Below are 16,170 nucleotides of genomic sequence, written 5' to 3' on the forward strand. Positions count from 1 at the left end.
GTCAGCCGCCCGAACCGCCGTTCAGGCCGTAGCGACGCAGCACCGCGCCGAGCGTCTCGTACGGCGCGCCCGGACCGCCGTCCAGTCGGTACCACCACGCCCGTCGGGCACCCCGCCCGAAGGGCCGACCCACGACAACCTCGTGCTCGGACTCGACGGGGTTTTCGTGGTGGCCGACGAGGATGCCCCACGGCAGCGCCGGCATGCTCGGTCGGCTCGACCGCAGCCCGCCGGACCGGCCCGGATGCACGGACACGATCAGGCTGCGGGCGCTACCCGCCAACTTCTCGGCGAGTCCTTCGAGCGTCGCCGCGTCGACGACCGACAGGGGCGGGCCGGCCAGCCGGAGTTGTTCGCGGACGCCGACGTCGACCCGTTCGACCGTCAGGACCCCGAGCGTCGTCGTCCCGTCGCCGCCGCCGACGATGGTCAGGCTGGTGGGTGCCGGTGCGCGCGTTCGACAGAATGCGGTGAGTTCGTGGCGTGACCACGGTTCGGTGACCGGTTCCGCGACGCCCCAACCGGTCGGCTCGGCGCCGGTGAGGGCGCGGACGGCGGCCTCGGTGCTGGCGCCCAGCCGCAGGGCCTCGGTGGCGGGGTGCATGGTGACGATCTGGATCTCCAGGCCACCCGTCCACGGTGTGTTCGTGGGCAGTGTTCCAGCGGTCTGCGCGGCGTCGGGTCTGGCGAAGCGGTGACCGTCCCAGCGCAGCGGCAGACCGGTGAGGCCGTCCCGGTACTCCTCGCCCGCCCGCACCACCCACTGGCCCTGCGCCTGGGCGAGCATCGTCTCGAACGGGTACGTGATGACGCCGTCCACCGGCGTGACGACCTGGAGCAGCAGACCGTCGCGTACCGCGTCGACGGCCGCCTGCGCGAGCCACGGTGCCAGGCCGACCACCGCCCGGTCCTGGTGCAGGACGACGGCCCGGTCGGTGATCGTGTCGGTCGCGCCGTTCATCGGCTCTCCCATGTCAGCCCTCCGGTGATCTCGACCAGCGCGGCGGTGAAGCGACGGGCGACGTCCGCGGCCTGCGGGTCCGCGCCCGGCGCCCGGCTCTCCACCCACCACACCGGCTCGGGTACGTCGTCGGCGGGGGCGAGGCCGAGGAGCCGCCGCGCCTCCCCGGGTACGCGCACGAGGCGCGCGGCCTCGACGCTCAGCAGGAGCCGCCCGTCGAGGGGATCGAACAGTTGCACCAGCCCGACCGCCTCGACGGTGTCCATCTTCAGCTCGGAGCCGGCCGCGAGCAGGGCCCCGAGCATCGCGGCCGCATCGGGCTCGGCGCGGCACAGCGCCACCGTGTCGAACGTCATCAGTGCTCCTTCGTCTCACCGGTGAACGCGGTCTGCACCATGCGGGGACCGTCGCCGGGGCGGATCAGTTGCGCGCGGCCGGTCGGCAGGACCATGGGCCGCACGCCGGAGAACAGTTGGCCCTCCGTCCGGTCGCCCGACATCAGCAGGCTGAGGCAGCCGGCCTCCCGTACGGCCAGCGGGAACGGCTCGAACAGGCCGCGTGAGGCACCGGCCACCCGGCGGGCCATCACGACGTGCAGCCCGGTGTCGCGGCCGGCCGCCACGTGCGGCACCAGCGCGCCGAGCGGCTGGGTGGCCGACGCGGCCAGGATGTCGTAGTCGTCGATGAGCAGCACGATCCGGGTACGCGCCGCCTCCGGCGACTGCCGTTTCGCCAGCTCGTCGGAGACCGCCCTGGAGAGTTGCTGGGCGAGCGCCGGGTTCGGGGCGTACCCGCCGCAGTAGGAGTCGGGCACCACGTCGGCGAGGGCACGACGCGGGTCGAACACGGCGAAGACGAGTTCCTCGGAGTCGTACTGCCCCATCAACTCCTCGGCGACCAGCCGCAGCAGGTTCGTCTTGCCCGTCCGGGGGTCCCCGAGCACGAGGAGGTGCTGGTCGCGGCCGAAGAGGTCGAGGGCGGCGGTGGAGAAGTCGTGCTCGTAGCGGCCGAAGGGAACCACCCCGTGACCGGAGGGCGCGCCGGCCAGGTCGGCCACGGGAAGCACGGCGGGCAGGACCCGCACCGGCGGCGGCAGCGCGCCCGTCCAGGCCGCCCGTACCGATCGGGCCGCCGCGACCAGACCGGCGACCGCCGGGTCGGCGACCCCGTCCAGGCGGGGAAGCGCCACCTGGGCGAACAACTTCTCGCTGGTCAGCGCCCGACCAGGCTGGTCCGGTGGTACGGCTCGGGCCTGCCTGCCGTCGATGCTGGATTCGGCGGGCTCGGTGAGCCGCAGCTCGACGCGGTTGGCGAAGGCGACCTGCTGGGCGGCGCGGACCTCGTTCCATCGCCGGGCCGTGCCGACCACGTGGATGCCGTAGCGACCGCCCCGGGCGAGCAGGCCGTGCACCTTGCCTTCGAGACCTTCGAACTCGGCGTTGAGCTGTCCGTACCCGTCGATCAGCAACACCACGTCGACGCAGCCGACCTCGGTGCGTACGGCTTCGTCGGCGTTCCGCAGGTCCTCGACCGTGTCGAACTGGTGGCGGGTGAAGATGCGCTGCCGCCGGGTGAGCATCGCGTGCACCTCGTCGACGACACGGCGAACACGCTCACGGTCCTCGCGTCCCGCGACGCCGCCGACGTGGGGCAGCTCGGCGAGCCCCGACAGGCCGTTTCCCAGCAGGTCGATGCCGTAGATCCCGACGTCGGTGGGACGGCGGGTGGTGGACAGGCTGAGCGCGAGGGTGCGCAGCGCCGTTGTCTTGCCGCTGCCGGGCCCGCCCAGGATGAGCAGGTTGCCGCCGCTCCCCGCGAGGTTCAGCACCCAGGGGCCCTGCCACTGGCGGGCCGGGTCGTCGAGTCGGCCCAGCGGAACCGGCAATCCACCGCCGGACGGCGGGCTCATCCCCAGGCGTACGCCATCGGGTGTGGTGCTCACCCCGCCGGCCATCTCGTCGAGGGTGAGCAGCGACGGCAGGGGCGGCAGCCAGATCGCCGGGACGCGCTGCCCGCTCGCCGCCATCTGCCGTACCACCGTGGACAGCAGGGTCGGTCCGGTGGTGCGCCGGGTGGCCGTCGGCTCGGCCGGCGCGCTCTCGTCGACGTCGGCGCGGGCGGTGCCGAACATCGGCATCGGTTTCGCCAGCGGTCCGACGATCGGGGCGAGCTCGGCGTCCGCACCGTCGTCGAGCGGGCCGGACACGTAGGCGGCCTTGAACCGCTGGTAGATCGACACGTCGACCTTCAGGTACCCGTTCCCGGGCAGCGGCGGCAGGTGGAACGCGTCGACCGTGTCGAGGACGGTGCGCGACTCGATCTCGGTGAGCGTACGCAGGCCGATCCGGTAGGCGAGATAGTTCTCCAGGCCGCGCATCTTGCCCTGCTCGACGCGCTGGCTGGACAGCAGCAGGTGCACGCCGATGGACCGCCCGATCCGACCGATGCGCAGGAACAGGTCGATGAACTCCGCCTTGGCGGCGAGCAGTTCACCGAACTCGTCGATGAGCACGAGGAGGTGGGGCAGTGGGGGTAGGTCGCTGCGCTCACCCTGGGCGCGGAGCATCTGGTACTCGGTGATGTCGGTGACCTTGCCGGCGTCGGCGAGCACCTGTTGGCGGCGCTGCACCTCGCCGTCGAGGCTCGTGTACATCCGCTCCACCAGCGCCGCGTCGGCCGCCAGGTTGGTGATCAGCCCGGCCAGGTGCGGTAGGTCGCTGAACGGCGCGAAGGTGGCCCCGCCCTTGTAGTCCACGAGGACCATCGCCATCCGCTCCGGCGGATGACTCGCCGCCAGGGCGAGCACAAGCGTACGGAGCAGCTCGCTCTTGCCCGAGCCGGTCGCCCCGACGCACAGCCCGTGCGGCCCCATGCCGAGCTGCGCGGGCTCCTTGAGGTCGAGCAGCACCGGACGCCCGGCGGGATCGACCCCGATCGGGACACGGAGAAAGTCTCGCTCTCCACGTGGCCGCCAGAGGCTGGTCAGGTCGAGGTCGGTGAGGTCGGACAGGCCCAACAGATCCTGGAAGTCGGCCGGTGGGGTGCCGGTGCCGTCGTCGTAGGAGTCGGCGGACAGTCGCAGCGGTGCGACGCTGCGGGCCAGTCCCTCCACGAGCGGACCCGGCGCCGCGTCGAGGGTGCCTCGTACGGTCATGGCGGGGGACGCGGTGAGGTCCTCCAGGGTGACCGAGTCGCCGTCGATGGTGATCCGGCGGGAGACGTCGCCGGGCTCGTGCAGCCGGTCGGCGAGCAGGTGGACCACGGTGACGCCGAGGCTGTCCAGTCCGACCGTCGGGTCGGGGCTGGCCAGCACGCGAGCCAGCTCACCGTGCGCGTCGTCGATGACCAGCAGGCGCGGCCGGGCCTTCGCCTCGGCTCGCCCGCCACCGTGGCGGAAGGCCTTGAGCGCGCTGGTGGCCCGCTCCTCCAGGTCGTCGCGGAGCAGTTCCACGAGCGTCTGCGCCGTCGTGACCAGCAGCGGGGTCGGGCCGGACGGGCCGATCGAGGTCCGGTCGAGCAGGTGGGGCAGCCACCGCGCCCACCGCCAGTCCCGGGCCCGTTCCGGAGTGGTGATGATCGCGAGTGTCACGTCGTCCGGTGCGTGGAACGTGGCGACCTGTACGAGGATCGCCCTGGCGACGGCCACCGCCTCCGCGTGGTTCGGCGCTATCACGCTGACGTCCCCGGCGCAGTCGAGGTTCGCCCGCAGGGGCAGCCCGGGTGTCAGCGCGAAGCGGCGGATCAGTGAACGCGCCTCGTGACGCATGAACGGATCGAGCGGGTTGGTGGGCGTGCTCTGCTCGCGCAGCTCGATGGGTCGCACCGGCAGCGCGCCCACACCCAGTCGTACGTGCAGGAAGTCGATGTCGGCGCGTCGGCGCTCCCAGAGCCGGGCGGGGCTGCGGATCACGTCGAGCAGCCGGTTCACGGGCGGGTCGAGGAGGCTGGCCTCCGTACGCATCCGCTGCTCGCTCTCGCGCAGCTGGTCCCGCAGCTCCTCCAGATAGTCCTGGTAGCGCTCGCGCTGCGCGCGGCGCTGTCGGCCGGCCTTGCCCAGTTGGGTGAGGTACATCGCTCCGGCGGCGCCCAGCGCCGCCACCATCACCACCGCGCCGAGGGCCGCGAACCCCGAGCCACGCAGGAACATCATCATGCTCATGGCCACGCCCGCGCCGGCCATCGGCAGCAGCGCCTGTAGCCCCATCGCGGACCGGCCGTCGGGCAGTTGCGGTGGCGGGTCCAGCACCAGCGGGTCCATCGTGGACATCGGGCGGGCCATCCGGGCCGGGCGGTGCACCATGCGCGTCGACATGCGGTCCTCCGGTCAGGTCTGCCGGGCGCGGGTCAGGGCCAACGCGGCCGCGCGGGTCACCTCCACGAGTGTCGCCTCGCCGATCCGTGACGGCGTGATGAGCGCGCCGGCGGCCAGGTGACGGTCGTAGGGCAGCGCCACCACCGGTACGCCGGTCTGCCCGATCAGCTCCCGTGCCGCGCGCTGGTCCAGCGTCGAGCGGCCGTGCGGGTTGCCCGCGCTCAGCACGACGACGACCCGGTCCAGCCACGCCCCGTACCCGTCGTCGACGATCCGACGGAGGGCCTGGTAGGTGCCCCGTACCCCGTCGGGTGTGGCCGCCGCGACGAGCACCACGGCGTGCGCGTCGGCCATCACCCCCGCCGGGGTACGGGCCTCCAGGCCGGGTGGGCAGTCGGTGACGGTGACGGCGAAGAGGCGCGACAGCGCGCGGGTGACCGCGGTGCACAGGTTCGCGTTGGTGGTGCCGCCCGGCAGCACCCAGAGGCCCGTCCCGGTGCGGGGTAGGAGTGGTGCCAGCTCGCGTAGGTCGCCACCTCGTGCCGCGAGCAGGCCGGGTGCCAGCTGGTGCAGCGACGGCTCGCTCGGCACGCCGAGCCGCCAGGTCAGTGAGCCCTCGTACGGGTCGGCGTCCGCGGCGAGGACCGGATCGGCACGACGGGCCGCGAACACCGACGCCAGCAGCGCGGCGACCGTGGACTTCCCGGCGCCACCCTGCACGGAGGCCACCGCGATGCGCCGGCCGGTGTGTACGGGCGACTGCACCTCGGCCGCCAGGTCGGTGAGTTCCCGGTTCTGCCGGCCGCTGGCGAACATCTGGCTGGCGCTGCGCCAGGTACGCCGTAGCGCGGAGTCGCCGGAGGGGGGACGGCGTGCGATCGGCGGATTGTTCGGTTCGGCCACCGAGGGACCGGCCGGCGGTGCGGTTCGCGGCACCGGAGGAGCGCTCATGCCACCCCCTCTCTCAGAAGGTGTCGAGTAGGCGTGAGTAGAGCCCGAACACCCCTACGGCGACGGGCACCAGCGCCATCACGGTCAGGGCTTCGAGCCGGTCAGCGATCTGCCGGCCCCGCGCCAGGATGTGTGGCGGCGGCCGGTACGCCAGGATCGCCAGGGACACCGCGCAGACACCGAGGGCCGCCACGGCGGTGGCCCACCACGTGTCGGGTCGCTGGTGTATCCAGCTCAGCAGCAGGCCACCCACGACGGTCAGCGTGCCGGTCACCAGCGCCACCACTTCGGCCGCCAGCGGGAAGGCGCGCATCCGCAGCAGTAGGGCGGCGGCCACGAGGACTGCCAGCGTCAGTGGCCACGGACCCGGCGTGGCCGCCAGGACGAGCCCGGCGAGCGTCGCCGAGGTCGCCGCCGCGATCGCCGCGACAGCCAGTCCTCTGTGCGCGGAGTCGACGGCGGCCTGTACGGATACGCGGTTCACCGGCTCGTCGTTGCTGCGTCGGTCGTCGAGGCGGGTGAGGCCCGAGGTGATCAGCGCGAACCGGGGTAGCAATCCCAGCACGCCCACCGACGCGATCGCCATCACCGCCGCGGTCCGCTCGTCGGAGACGCCGAACAGCAGCGGGGTGCCCCAGCCCGCGACCAGGAGGAGTGCTGTCCCGCCACCGAGGAGGCCGGCGCGGCCGTTGCCCGTCGCCGCGCCCACGGTCAGGACGGTGCAGCCGATCACCACGGCCCACAGCGCCAGCTGTCCGGCGCCGGTGTCGGTCCAACCGGGCACGGTGGTCGTCACGATCGCGGCGCCGCTCAGCAGCACCGCCACCCCGACGGCCCGTCGGCCCGCCACTCCGAGGAGGAGGCCGGCCAGGGCGACCGCGCCACCGACGACGCTGACCAGGGCGGGACCGAGTCGTGGGCCGGAGAACAGGGCGGCCGTGGTGGCGGCCACCAGGCAGGCGGTGGTGGCGGTCCACGTCCGAGGGACGTCACCCCACCGGCCGCGTCGACGCGTGAGATCGTCGCCGACCTCGTCGGAGACGTCGTGGACGATCGCCGCCGGTGGTGCCTCCGAGATGGGATCGACCCGGAGCAGGGCGCCGTCGGGAACGGCGGCCTGCCGCAGACTGCCGGCGGGATCGAGCACCGTACCGTCGAGGGTGCTGATCTGGTAGCCGCGCGAATCGTCCGTCGGTGGGTGGCCCACGAGGGCGACGACCTCGGGCAGCAGCAGGCCGAGTGGTTCGTCGGCGGGCAACACGAGGTCGATGCGGCGGTGTGGCCCGGCCAGGGTCACCCGACTGAGGTGGCCGGCGGACGCGAGGGTCTGCGGACCGGTCATCGCTGGCCTGTCGGCTGAACCGCTGCCGGGTTGCGTGCCCGCTGTTGCTCGGCGACGACGTTCTGCAGGAAGGACCAGCCCACACACACGGCGCAGGCCACCGCCGCGAGCACGAGACCGGCCCGCAGCCAACGGAAGCCGTCACCCGTGGCGCGGACGCGGCGCTGCCTGCCCCACAGCAGCAGCTCCCGCATGCGGGCACGGCGAACCGCGACCGATTCGATGAGCTGGGTGTCGAATTCCCGGGCCACGGCTCGATTCTATCCACGGCCGCTAATTCGATTGGGGGCGACGATCACGCGCTGCCGGTGAGCCTGCCACGCCAACGCGTCGACGATGATCAACCTATGAAGGGCCGGTGGCTCCGAGTGCGGCGGCCACTCGGGCTGCCTCGTGCCGGCCCTGGTCCCGTCCGGCGGCCACGAGCCCGGGTACCACGGACCGGTCCGTCACGCTCGTGCCCTGCGCCCGCTTGGAGGCCGTGTCGCGCAGCAGCAGCTCGACCGGGCGGCCCTTACCCAGGGCGGCGCGCTGCTTCTCGATCCGGGCCCACGGCCCGATGGCGGCGGTGCTGGGCGCGAGGGCGATCACCGGGCCGTTCCCGGGTGCGAGGTCCAGGTTGAGGCTGGATCGCATGCCGCCGTCCATGTACCGGTGACCGTCGATGGCGACCGGAGCGGCGGACTGCGGCATGGCGCAGCTCGCGGCGACCGCGTCCACGAGGGGTACGCCGTCGTGCCGCGTGAAGAGGCGCAGGACGCCGGACTCGACGTCGACGGCGGTGACGCGCAGGTCGGCGTCCTTCCAGTTGTGGTCGGGGAGGCGGGCCTCGGCGATCCGGCGCTGCCGCGACGGGTCGTCGATGGGTGCCGCGAGCGCGAGCTTGCCGAGGCGACGGGCGGCCTGCTCGGGGCTGCGGGCGAACAGCTGTGCCCGGGCGAGCCGCAGGAGGCTGAGCAGGCCCAGCGCGGGCCCGGTCTCGTGGGGTACGCCCTGACGCTGGCGCTCGTACAGCTCGGGCAGGGGTGTGCCGCTGGCGATCTGGGCGCCCACCACCGCGCCGGCGCTGGTGCCGAGAAGCACCGCGTCCGGGCCCACGGTCAGTCCCTCGTCGGCGAGGCCGGCGAGGACGCCCACCTCCCAGGCGATGCCGGCGACTCCACCGCCACCGAGCACCCAGACCGGCCGCGTGTCGTCCGTCATCGCCATCCTCCCGCCATGTTACCGCTAACGCTGTTCGCAGTTTGACGCTAGCAGGGGACCTGGAGGGCCGACAACTGCTGGCTCAGGGCTTCCGTCGGCCGAAGATGATCCCGCCGAGCTTGCTCTCCGGCGAGGTGACCGTCATCTCCGCCTCGACCGCGAAGCCGTTGTCGCGCAGCCAGGCCGTCATCCGGGCCGGCCGGCGACGGTGCACGTGGACCCGCATCGGGTGGCCGCCGTACCCCTCGGTCTTGAGCGTCGTCTCGTCACCCACGTGGAAGCCGACCAGCAGTGGGCCGCCCGGCCGAACCACCCGGCGAAAGTGCGCGAGGACCTGACCGAGCCGTTCGTCCGGAACGTGGATGAGCGAGTACCAGGCGAGCAGACCGGCCACCGAGCCGTCGGCCAGGTCGAGGTCGGTCATCGAGCCCATCTCGAACCGCAGGTCGGGGTTGTCGCGGCGGGCCACCGCCAGCATGCCGGGGGACAGGTCGATGCCGAACACGTCGAGACCCAGCTCGTGCAGGTGGGCGGTGATGCGACCGGTGCCGCACCCCACGTCCGCGACCGGACCGCCGCCCGCGGCGCGGACGAGTTCGGCGAACAGCGCCAGCGCGGCCCGCTCGTAGGGTGCGCTGGCCAGAAAGTCGCGGACGAGGTCGGCGTAGCTGACCGCTACCGTGTCGTACGAGGTGCGCGTGTCGGCCAGCCAGTCGTCCGCGTCCATCATGGAAGATTATCGGCCGACGGTCACCTGTGCCGGCCCCCTGGGGGCTCCACCTCTGTCGGGGGTTGCTGAGCGTACGGTCAGCGCCATGAACGACAGTCGCGCCGCCAGACCTCTTCTTCGCCGAACCTCGGACCTGCCCGCCTGCCCGGCGAACGGGGTGCAACGCGCGGTGGGTTCGGCGTCGGGTGAGCGTCGATGAACCGCAGCCCGGTGCTGTTGGGCGCCATCGCACTCGCCCTCGTGGCGGCCCTTCTGTCCGCGCCCGGTGGAGCACCCGTGACCGCTCACGCCGCAGCGGTCGCCTGTCCCACGCCAGCGCGGCCGACGATGAAGATCCTGACCGTTGGCGACTCGATCACCGAGGGCGCGACGATGGCCGGCTCGGTGAGCGCTGCCTACCGTGCGGAGTTGGGGCGACTGCTCACCGAGAACTGCGTCCCGCACACCTTCGCCGTCGCGGCGGTGGGGGGTACGACCTGCGGCTACTGGACGACAAGGATGGCGGACCTCGTCAGCACGCACCAGCCCGACCTGATCCTGCTGAACTGCGGGACCAACAACAATCTGTCGACCGCCACGGCGACACAGATCACCGCTTTCGAGCGCACCTACCGGACACTCTTCGACATCGCACTGGACATGGACCCGGACGTCGTCATGTACCCGGCGTGGGTGCAGTACAGCGCCGGCCATGGCACGACCGGCTGCACGACCCCACCGGGCCCGAGCCCGGCCTGGCTCCCCGCGAGCGAGGCCGTCGTCAACGACGCGATCTACCGCAGCATCAAGGTCATCGACGAGTTCGGCGACCGCGTACCGACGTGGATCGACTACCAGCCCATCCCCGAAGGCTATCTGGACGAGTGTGGGGTGCACCCCACACCGGGTGGCTACGACGTGATGGGCAGGCTGGCTTACAACACCATCGCCCCACGGCTGGGTGTACCGCTCGCGCCACTGCCGTGTGGGCTGGTCGGCCGTCGGCCGGACCATCCGGTCGGTGACTGGACCCCCTGCAGGACGATGAACCTCAACTCGTGACGCGTGTCCGCTCGTCGCCGCCGATTCAGACGTAGATCTTCTTGGCGTACTCCGGGCCGTAGTGCCTCTCCAGCTCCTCCAGGCTCTCGACGGGCGCCTCGACCTCCTTGATCAGGCGGGCGCGGGACGGCAGCACGTCGGGCTGCCAGGTCTCCGGCTGCCACAGCGCGGACCGCAGGAACGCCTTCGCGCAGTGGTAGAAGATCTGCTCGATCTCCACCACCACGGCGAGCACCGGCCGGTGTCCCTTGACGACCATGTCGTCGAACCAGGGAGCGTCGCGCACCAGGCGGGCCCGCCCGTTGATGCGCAGCGTGTCGGTGCGGCCCGGGATCAGGAACAGCAGCCCGACGTGCGGGTTGTCCAGGATGTTGCGGTAGCCGTCCGCCCGCTTGTTGCCCGGCCGCTCCGGCAGCGCGATGGTCGTGTCGTCGAGCACCAGCGCGAACCCGGCCGGGTCGCCCTTCGGGGAGACGTCACAGGTGCCGTCCGCGCCGGCCGTCGCCACCAGGCAGAACGGCGCGGCGGCGAGCCACTGCCGGTCGCGCTCGTGCAGGCGGGGGCGGTCCTTGTTGGCGGCCCGGGGGTGCGGCGTCCCGAGCAACTCGCGTAGTTCCTCGTGCGTGGTGATCTCCACCGTCACGTGATCCTCCCTGAGCCGTTGACCAGGGTGGCGGGCGCGCCACCGTCGCCAGCCTAGGCCCGCGTGGCCATCGAGGTTTGCCCCTGGTAGCCGGGGGTACGGCCTCACTCGACACGCCCGCCGCACGTACCGTCCGCAGGAGCGCCGACCAGTGGAGGCCGGGACATGGAGAGCCGACTCAAGGTGCTGGGTCACCCAGTCCATCCAATGCTTGTCATGTTCCCGGTCGCGTTGCTGGTCACGGCGGTGCTCTTCGACATCATCGACACCGTTGGCGGCCCCGATTTCCTCGGCGAGGTCGCGTACTGGAACATCACCGTCGGTCTGATCGGCGGCCTGCTGGCCGCGGCGGCCGGTTCGTTCGACCTGCTGGCGATCCCGACGGGCACCCGCGCGAAGCGGGTCGGTCTGCTGCACGCGGGCGCGAACGTCGCGGTGATCCTGCTCTTCGCCGCCGTCTGGGCGGTCCGGCTCAACGCGGACTCGCGGGCTGCCGGCGGCGCGCTGATCGCCATCGAGGTGGTCGCGGTGGCGATCCTCGGCATCAGCGCCTGGCTCGGTGGCGAACTTGTCGACCGGCTCGGTGTGGGCGTCGACCCCGACGCCGATCTGAACGCGCCCAGCTCACTGCGACCCACCACCCAGCGGATCGGAGACGCGCGATGACCGAGCAGCAGGCCGGTGGTTTCGGTCGGGGGTGGCGCAGCCGGCAGCAGGGCTGGGACCCGATGGGCGAGTTGCAGTCGCTGCGCGCCGAGCTGAGCCGGTTGGTCGGCGGCCGGGCCGGGGCGTCCGACGTCGAGCTGACCGAGACCGCGGACGGTTGGCAGGTCGTCGTGCGGTTGCCCGGCGTCGCGCCGGAGGAGGTCGCCGTCGAGCTGGACGACCGCGAGTTGTGCGTGCGGGGCCGCTCCGAGGCGGAGGTCAACGCCGACCAGGGCATCCCCGGTGGCTTCGAGACCCGGGGTTTCGAGTACCGCGTCGACCTGCCGTCGCGGGTCGACCCGGAGGGCATCGACGCGGTGATGGACCACGGGCTGCTGCGGGTCCGCCTGCCCCGGGCGGCGAGGCCCGCGCCGCGCACCATCACCGTCGGCCGCACCGGGCCGCGCTCCGGCGGCCTGTCCGGGGGTACGCCGGTTCCGGCCGACCCCGCCGCGGACCGGGAGCTGCACCACCCGGACGCGGTCGGCGAGATCGACCGGCCGTAGCGGGCCAGGTGGTCACCCCGTCCCTGCTCGGCCCGACGGCCGGGCGAGTCGACGACGTGCGGCGGATCGCGGTGCTGCGCGCCAACGCGCTCGGCGACTTCATCTTCGTCCTCCCGGCGTTGGAGGCGCTGCGTGCCGCGTACCCCTCGGCGGAGATCGTGTTGCTCGGAGCGCCGTGGCACGCGAAGCTCTGGCGCGACCGGCCCGGCCCGGTGGACCGGGTGCTGGTGGTGCCGCCGGGGCCGGGCATCCGCGAGCCGGTGGCCGACGAGTCGACCTCGACGGTGGACGACTTCGTGGCGGCGGCCCGGGACGAGAGCTTCGACCTGGCGGTGCAGCTCCACGGTGGCGGCGCGAACTCCAACCCGTTGATCAGTCGGCTCGGCGCCCGGGTGACCGTCGGGCTGCGCGCCGAGGACGCGCCCCCGCTGGACCGGTGGCTCCGCTACGTGTACTACCAGCACGAGGTGATCCGCTACCTGGAGACGGTGGCGCTGGTGGGCGCTCCGGCCACCACGATCGTGCCGACGCTGGCGGTCACCGACGCCGACCGGGCGGAGGCGGAGCGGGTGCTCGGCCCGCCGGAGCGACCCCGGGTGGCGTTGCATCCCGGTGCCAGCGACACGCGACGGCGCTGGCCGGCCGAGCGGTTCGCCGAGGTGGCGGACGCGCTGCACGACGACGGCTACGAGGTGCTGGTGACCGGTACGCCGGCGGAGCGGGACGTCGTGGACCGGGTGGTCGCGGCGGCCGGTGCGCCGGTCCGGCCGCAGGTGGGCACGCTCAGCCTCGGCGGGCTGGCCGGCTGCTACGCCGGTTGCGCGCTGGTCGTCTCGAACGACACCGGCCCGCTGCACCTGGCCGGCGCGGTGGGTACGCCCACGGTGGGCATCTTCTGGGTCGGCAACCTGATCAATACGGCGACGCCGCTGCGCGGCCGGCACCGGCCGATCACCTCGTGGATGGTGCACTGCCCGGTCTGCGGGGTGGACTGCACGCCCGGCATCTATCCGCACCGACCGGGCGACGGCGAGTGCCCGCACCGCGACTCGTTCGTCACCGACGTCCCCGTGGCCGAAGTGCGCGAGGCGGCCCGCGAACTGCTCAACCCATAGTTAAGCCCTCGTCGGCGAGGACGACCTCCCACGCCTCCACGTCCCGCTCGGTGACCGTGGTGGGGGTCTCCAGGTGGTAGGCGCCGCTGGGCAGGATGCCCGCCCCGCCGTGCCGGGTCAGCACCGCGAGCTGGGCGGCCACGTCCTCACCCTGGTGCCGCTCCTGCACCCGACGCCAGAAGTCGAACCCGCCGGAGTCGAGGAGCTTGGCCCGGTCGTAGAGCACGCAGCCGCCGATCCAGGACACCTTGTACGCCCGCCACGCGCCCGGCGGCAGCCCCACCGTGGCGGTGACGTGCAGCAGATTGGCCGCCGAGTGGATCCGGGCGCGTTCCCACTCGACGGTGCCCGGGCGGATCCGCTCCGGCGCGGGCGGTCCGGCCCACTCCTCGTAGTGCCCGTGCGTGTCCGGACGGACGTCGTCGACGTACGACAGACCGTGCACGCCGTTGCCCACGAACCCGCAGCCCAGCTCCTCGATCGCGGTGACCAGCCGGCGCAGCGCCCCCGGCTCCAGCCAGACGTCGTCGTCGAGGTTGAGCACGTACCGGGCGGCCGACGCATCGAGCAGGTACGCGCGGTGCTCGGCCAGTCCCCGGCGCGGCAGCCGGCGGGTCAGCAGCACCGGGTGGCCGGCGTGCCGCAGCGCCCGAACCATGGTGGCCGCCGCCGGGTGGGTGTACGCCGGGTCGCCGTCGGACTGGTCGCTGACCACCACGCCGAAGCCGGGCACCCCCTCCTGCGCGGCGAGCCCGGCCAGGGTGACGGCCAGCTCGGTGGGCCGGTTACGGGTCGGGATCAGCACGTCGACGAGCCGGTCGACGCGGAACTCCGCCGGCGTGCCGAGGGCGAGGGGCCGGTTCACGACGACTGGGTACGGGTGCTCAACGACGGATCGGAGGCGTACGACGACGGGTCCTGACCGTGGGACCGGATCCGTTCGATGATCGCCGAGGTGGACCGGTCCGCCACGTATCCGAGGGTCCGCACCTGACCGCCGAGCCGCCGTACCAGCGGCGCTTCCGGCACCAGCTCGGGCGGGTAGTCCCCGCCCTTGACGTAGACGTCCGGCCGGACCGCCTCGATCAGCGCGGCGGGCGAGTCCTCCTCGAAGACCACCACGTGGTCCACGCAGGACAGCGCGGCCAGCAGGGCGCCACGGTCCTCGACCGGGTTGACCGGCCGGTCCGGACCCTTGAGCCGGCGTACGCTGCCGTCCGAGTTGACCGCCACGATGAGCAGGTCGCCCAGGGCGCGGGCCTGCTCCAGGTAGCGCACGTGCCCGGGGTGCAGCACGTCGAAGCAGCCGTTGGTGAACACCACCGACCGTCCCGCCTCGCGGTGTTCGGCGACGATCGCGTCCAACTCGTCGGTGCCGACCACCGCCGGGTGCCCGCTGGCCTCCGGCGGCATGTCGAGCGCGGCGAGCAGGTCGTCGCGCAGGCACACACAGGTGCCGGTGTCGGAGACCGTGATCGTGGCCGCGAGCTGGGCGAGTTGCGCGGCGGTGGGCAGCGGCGCGGCGGCGGCCAGGGCCAGGGTCATCGCCGCCAGGTAGGCGTCTCCCGCTCCCACGGCGTGGCTCGCCGGGACCGGGGTGCTGTGGCTGCGCCGCCGCTCGCCGTCCGCGCCGCCGACCACCGCGCCGTCGGTGTCCAGGGTCACCGCGACCACGTCCGCCCCCGTGTGGGCGTGCAACTCCGCCAGGCGCGACTCGGCCAGCACGGCCCGGTCCACACCCGCTCCGGCCTCGGTGTTCACGGTGACGCCCGTCCCGGTGACGCTCAGACCGTCGCCGGTGAGGGCCACCCGACTCTCGCCCGGCGTGGGTTCGCCGACCGGGCCGGGACGGTCGTCGGCGCGGGCCCCGCCCGGGGCGGCCCCCACGCTCAACTCGGACGGCCCGTCGGCCGGATCGATGTCGGGGTGCTCCAGGTGCAGGTCGGTGCCGGCCGTCGTACGGGTCGCGCCACCGGCGCGGGCCAGCAACCGGGTCGCCTCGGCGAAGCTCGGGGTGACCACGGTCGGCGCGAGCCCCCGCCAGTCGGCGAGGTCGTGGGCGTCCAGCGCGACCGTGGCGTACCGCTCGCGGTTCTCGACCAGCCACGCGCGGACCGGCGCGGGCAGCGCCCCCAGGCCGTAGTCGCAGACCACCAGGGTCGGCGCCTCGCCGTCGGCGGCGGCGCGCAGCTCCTCGGTGGCGCAGTCCAGCGCCGTGAGCAGCCGGGTCACGCCGTCCGGGTCGAGCGCGTCGTCGGGGTCACCCGAATCCTCCCGGAGCAGGATCTGGTTGCCGGCCAGCATCCGCCGCTTCACGGGGGTGGGTCGGCCAGGTTGGTTGACGGTACGGTCCCAGACGCCGGCCCGGTCCAGACAGTCGTGCAGTTCGTCCCCGGCGACGTCCGCGCCGACCGGTGCCACCAGCACGGCCCGACCGCCGAGGGTGGCGACGTTGACGGCGGTGTTCGCCGCCCCACCGGCGGCGGAGATCCGTCGACGCAGGGTCAGGACCGGGGCGGGCGCCTCCCGGCAGAGCCGGTCGGACTCGGCGAACCGCCACTCGTCCAGCATGGCGTCACCGACGATCAGGACCGGACGCCCGAGCCAGCTCTCCACGACGGTGGCGAGCCTGCGCTGTTCCGCTGCTGCTCCTGCCATGCC

Annotated in this window: 15 protein-coding genes; 4 read left to right on the forward strand and 11 right to left on the reverse strand. The window is 73.1% G+C overall.

All coding sequences use genetic code 11. The annotated features are described in order from the left end of the window. Position 1 precedes the first annotated feature (1 nt). The 8 genes from ACQP03_RS02405 to ACQP03_RS02440 all read right to left on the reverse strand — a co-directional run bounded on the left by ACQP03_RS02405 (position 2) and on the right by ACQP03_RS02440 (position 9,496). Complete coding sequence (locus tag ACQP03_RS02405) at positions 2-961, reverse strand: DUF6177 family protein (RefSeq protein WP_433460084.1); 960 nt, start codon at positions 959-961, stop codon at positions 2-4. Next, on the reverse strand, positions 958-1,317 hold the full coding sequence (locus ACQP03_RS02410) for a hypothetical protein (RefSeq protein WP_357392641.1): 360 nt from the start codon (positions 1,315-1,317) through the stop codon (positions 958-960). The genes ACQP03_RS02405 and ACQP03_RS02410 overlap by 4 nt, the downstream gene beginning before the upstream one ends. Then, a complete protein-coding gene (gene eccCa / locus ACQP03_RS02415; RefSeq protein ID WP_357392642.1) occupies positions 1,317-5,273 on the reverse strand; it encodes a type VII secretion protein EccCa in 3,957 nt (1,318 codons plus the stop codon). The genes ACQP03_RS02410 and eccCa overlap by 1 nt, the downstream gene beginning before the upstream one ends. A gap of 12 nt (positions 5,274-5,285) precedes the next feature. Further along, a complete protein-coding gene (locus tag ACQP03_RS02420; protein ID WP_357123745.1) occupies positions 5,286-6,224 on the reverse strand; it encodes a MinD/ParA family ATP-binding protein in 939 nt (312 codons plus the stop codon). 13 nt (positions 6,225-6,237) lie between these two features. Then, positions 6,238-7,566 (reverse strand): type VII secretion integral membrane protein EccD, encoded by a 1,329-nt coding sequence (eccD, locus tag ACQP03_RS02425; protein ID WP_357392643.1) that lies wholly within the window; start codon positions 7,564-7,566, stop codon positions 6,238-6,240. After that, positions 7,563-7,817 carry a hypothetical protein gene (locus ACQP03_RS02430; RefSeq protein ID WP_355049238.1) on the reverse strand — a complete coding sequence of 85 codons (255 nt, stop codon included), beginning with the start codon at positions 7,815-7,817 and terminating at the stop codon, positions 7,563-7,565. The genes eccD and ACQP03_RS02430 overlap by 4 nt, the downstream gene beginning before the upstream one ends. A 94-nt stretch (positions 7,818-7,911) precedes the next feature. Beyond that, a complete protein-coding gene (locus ACQP03_RS02435; RefSeq protein ID WP_357392644.1) occupies positions 7,912-8,769 on the reverse strand; it encodes a patatin-like phospholipase family protein in 858 nt (285 codons plus the stop codon). 82 nt (positions 8,770-8,851) lie between these two features. Beyond that, complete coding sequence (locus ACQP03_RS02440; RefSeq protein ID WP_357123756.1) at positions 8,852-9,496, reverse strand: class I SAM-dependent methyltransferase; 645 nt, start codon at positions 9,494-9,496, stop codon at positions 8,852-8,854. Between the two features lie 198 nt (positions 9,497-9,694). Between ACQP03_RS02440 and ACQP03_RS02445 the strand changes: the two genes are divergently transcribed. After that, on the forward strand, positions 9,695-10,540 hold the full coding sequence (locus ACQP03_RS02445; protein WP_363661012.1) for an SGNH/GDSL hydrolase family protein: 846 nt from the start codon (positions 9,695-9,697) through the stop codon (positions 10,538-10,540). Between the two features lie 25 nt (positions 10,541-10,565). On the opposite strand, the gene ACQP03_RS02450 is transcribed toward ACQP03_RS02445, so the two are convergent. Continuing rightward, positions 10,566-11,183 (reverse strand): pyridoxamine 5'-phosphate oxidase family protein, encoded by a 618-nt coding sequence (locus ACQP03_RS02450; RefSeq protein ID WP_357123763.1) that lies wholly within the window; start codon positions 11,181-11,183, stop codon positions 10,566-10,568. Positions 11,184-11,348: 165 nt separating this feature from the next. Between ACQP03_RS02450 and ACQP03_RS02455 the strand changes: the two genes are divergently transcribed. From ACQP03_RS02455 to ACQP03_RS02465, 3 genes are read left to right on the forward strand one after another with little or no spacing between them, the layout of a single operon-like run. Beyond that, positions 11,349-11,849 (forward strand): DUF2231 domain-containing protein, encoded by a 501-nt coding sequence (locus ACQP03_RS02455; RefSeq protein ID WP_355049234.1) that lies wholly within the window; start codon positions 11,349-11,351, stop codon positions 11,847-11,849. Next, positions 11,846-12,394: an Hsp20/alpha crystallin family protein gene (locus ACQP03_RS02460; RefSeq protein ID WP_357123766.1), complete on the forward strand. Its 549-nt coding sequence runs from the start codon at positions 11,846-11,848 to the stop codon at positions 12,392-12,394. The genes ACQP03_RS02455 and ACQP03_RS02460 overlap by 4 nt, the downstream gene beginning before the upstream one ends. Before the next feature lie 8 nt (positions 12,395-12,402). After that, positions 12,403-13,509 carry a glycosyltransferase family 9 protein gene (locus tag ACQP03_RS02465; protein WP_363661011.1) on the forward strand — a complete coding sequence of 369 codons (1,107 nt, stop codon included), beginning with the start codon at positions 12,403-12,405 and terminating at the stop codon, positions 13,507-13,509. Here ACQP03_RS02465 and ACQP03_RS02470 read toward each other — a convergent pair. Continuing rightward, positions 13,499-14,374: a glycosyltransferase gene (locus ACQP03_RS02470; protein ID WP_357123772.1), complete on the reverse strand. Its 876-nt coding sequence runs from the start codon at positions 14,372-14,374 to the stop codon at positions 13,499-13,501. The genes ACQP03_RS02465 and ACQP03_RS02470 overlap by 11 nt on opposite strands. Further along, positions 14,371-16,167 (reverse strand): D-glycero-beta-D-manno-heptose 1-phosphate adenylyltransferase, encoded by a 1,797-nt coding sequence (rfaE2, locus tag ACQP03_RS02475; protein ID WP_357123775.1) that lies wholly within the window; start codon positions 16,165-16,167, stop codon positions 14,371-14,373. Before rfaE2 ends, ACQP03_RS02470 begins: the two co-directional genes overlap by 4 nt. Between the last annotated feature and the right edge of the window lie 3 nt (positions 16,168-16,170).

It is taken from the genome of Micromonospora sp. CA-248212 (assembly GCF_050948405.1).
In the GTDB taxonomy this organism is placed as follows: Bacteria; Actinomycetota; Actinomycetes; order Mycobacteriales; family Micromonosporaceae; genus Micromonospora.

Excerpts from the sequence above, each read along its gene's own strand:
- ACQP03_RS02405 (WP_433460084.1), bottom strand. The coding sequence starts at position 961 with ATGAACGGCGCGACCGACACGATCACCGACCGGGCCGTCGTCCTGCAC.
- ACQP03_RS02410 (WP_357392641.1), bottom strand. The coding sequence starts at position 1,317 with ATGACGTTCGACACGGTGGCGCTGTGCCGCGCCGAGCCCGATGCGGCC.
- eccCa (WP_357392642.1), bottom strand. The coding sequence starts at position 5,273 with ATGTCGACGCGCATGGTGCACCGCCCGGCCCGGATGGCCCGCCCGATG.
- ACQP03_RS02420 (WP_357123745.1), bottom strand. The coding sequence starts at position 6,224 with ATGAGCGCTCCTCCGGTGCCGCGAACCGCACCGCCGGCCGGTCCCTCG.
- eccD (WP_357392643.1), bottom strand. The coding sequence starts at position 7,566 with ATGACCGGTCCGCAGACCCTCGCGTCCGCCGGCCACCTCAGTCGGGTG.
- ACQP03_RS02435 (WP_357392644.1), bottom strand. The coding sequence starts at position 8,769 with ATGACGGACGACACGCGGCCGGTCTGGGTGCTCGGTGGCGGTGGAGTC.
- ACQP03_RS02440 (WP_357123756.1), bottom strand. The coding sequence starts at position 9,496 with ATGGACGCGGACGACTGGCTGGCCGACACGCGCACCTCGTACGACACG.
- ACQP03_RS02445 (WP_363661012.1), top strand. The coding sequence starts at position 9,695 with ATGAACCGCAGCCCGGTGCTGTTGGGCGCCATCGCACTCGCCCTCGTG.
- ACQP03_RS02455 (WP_355049234.1), top strand. The coding sequence starts at position 11,349 with ATGGAGAGCCGACTCAAGGTGCTGGGTCACCCAGTCCATCCAATGCTT.
- ACQP03_RS02460 (WP_357123766.1), top strand. The coding sequence starts at position 11,846 with ATGACCGAGCAGCAGGCCGGTGGTTTCGGTCGGGGGTGGCGCAGCCGG.
- rfaE2 (WP_357123775.1), bottom strand. The coding sequence starts at position 16,167 with ATGGCAGGAGCAGCAGCGGAACAGCGCAGGCTCGCCACCGTCGTGGAG.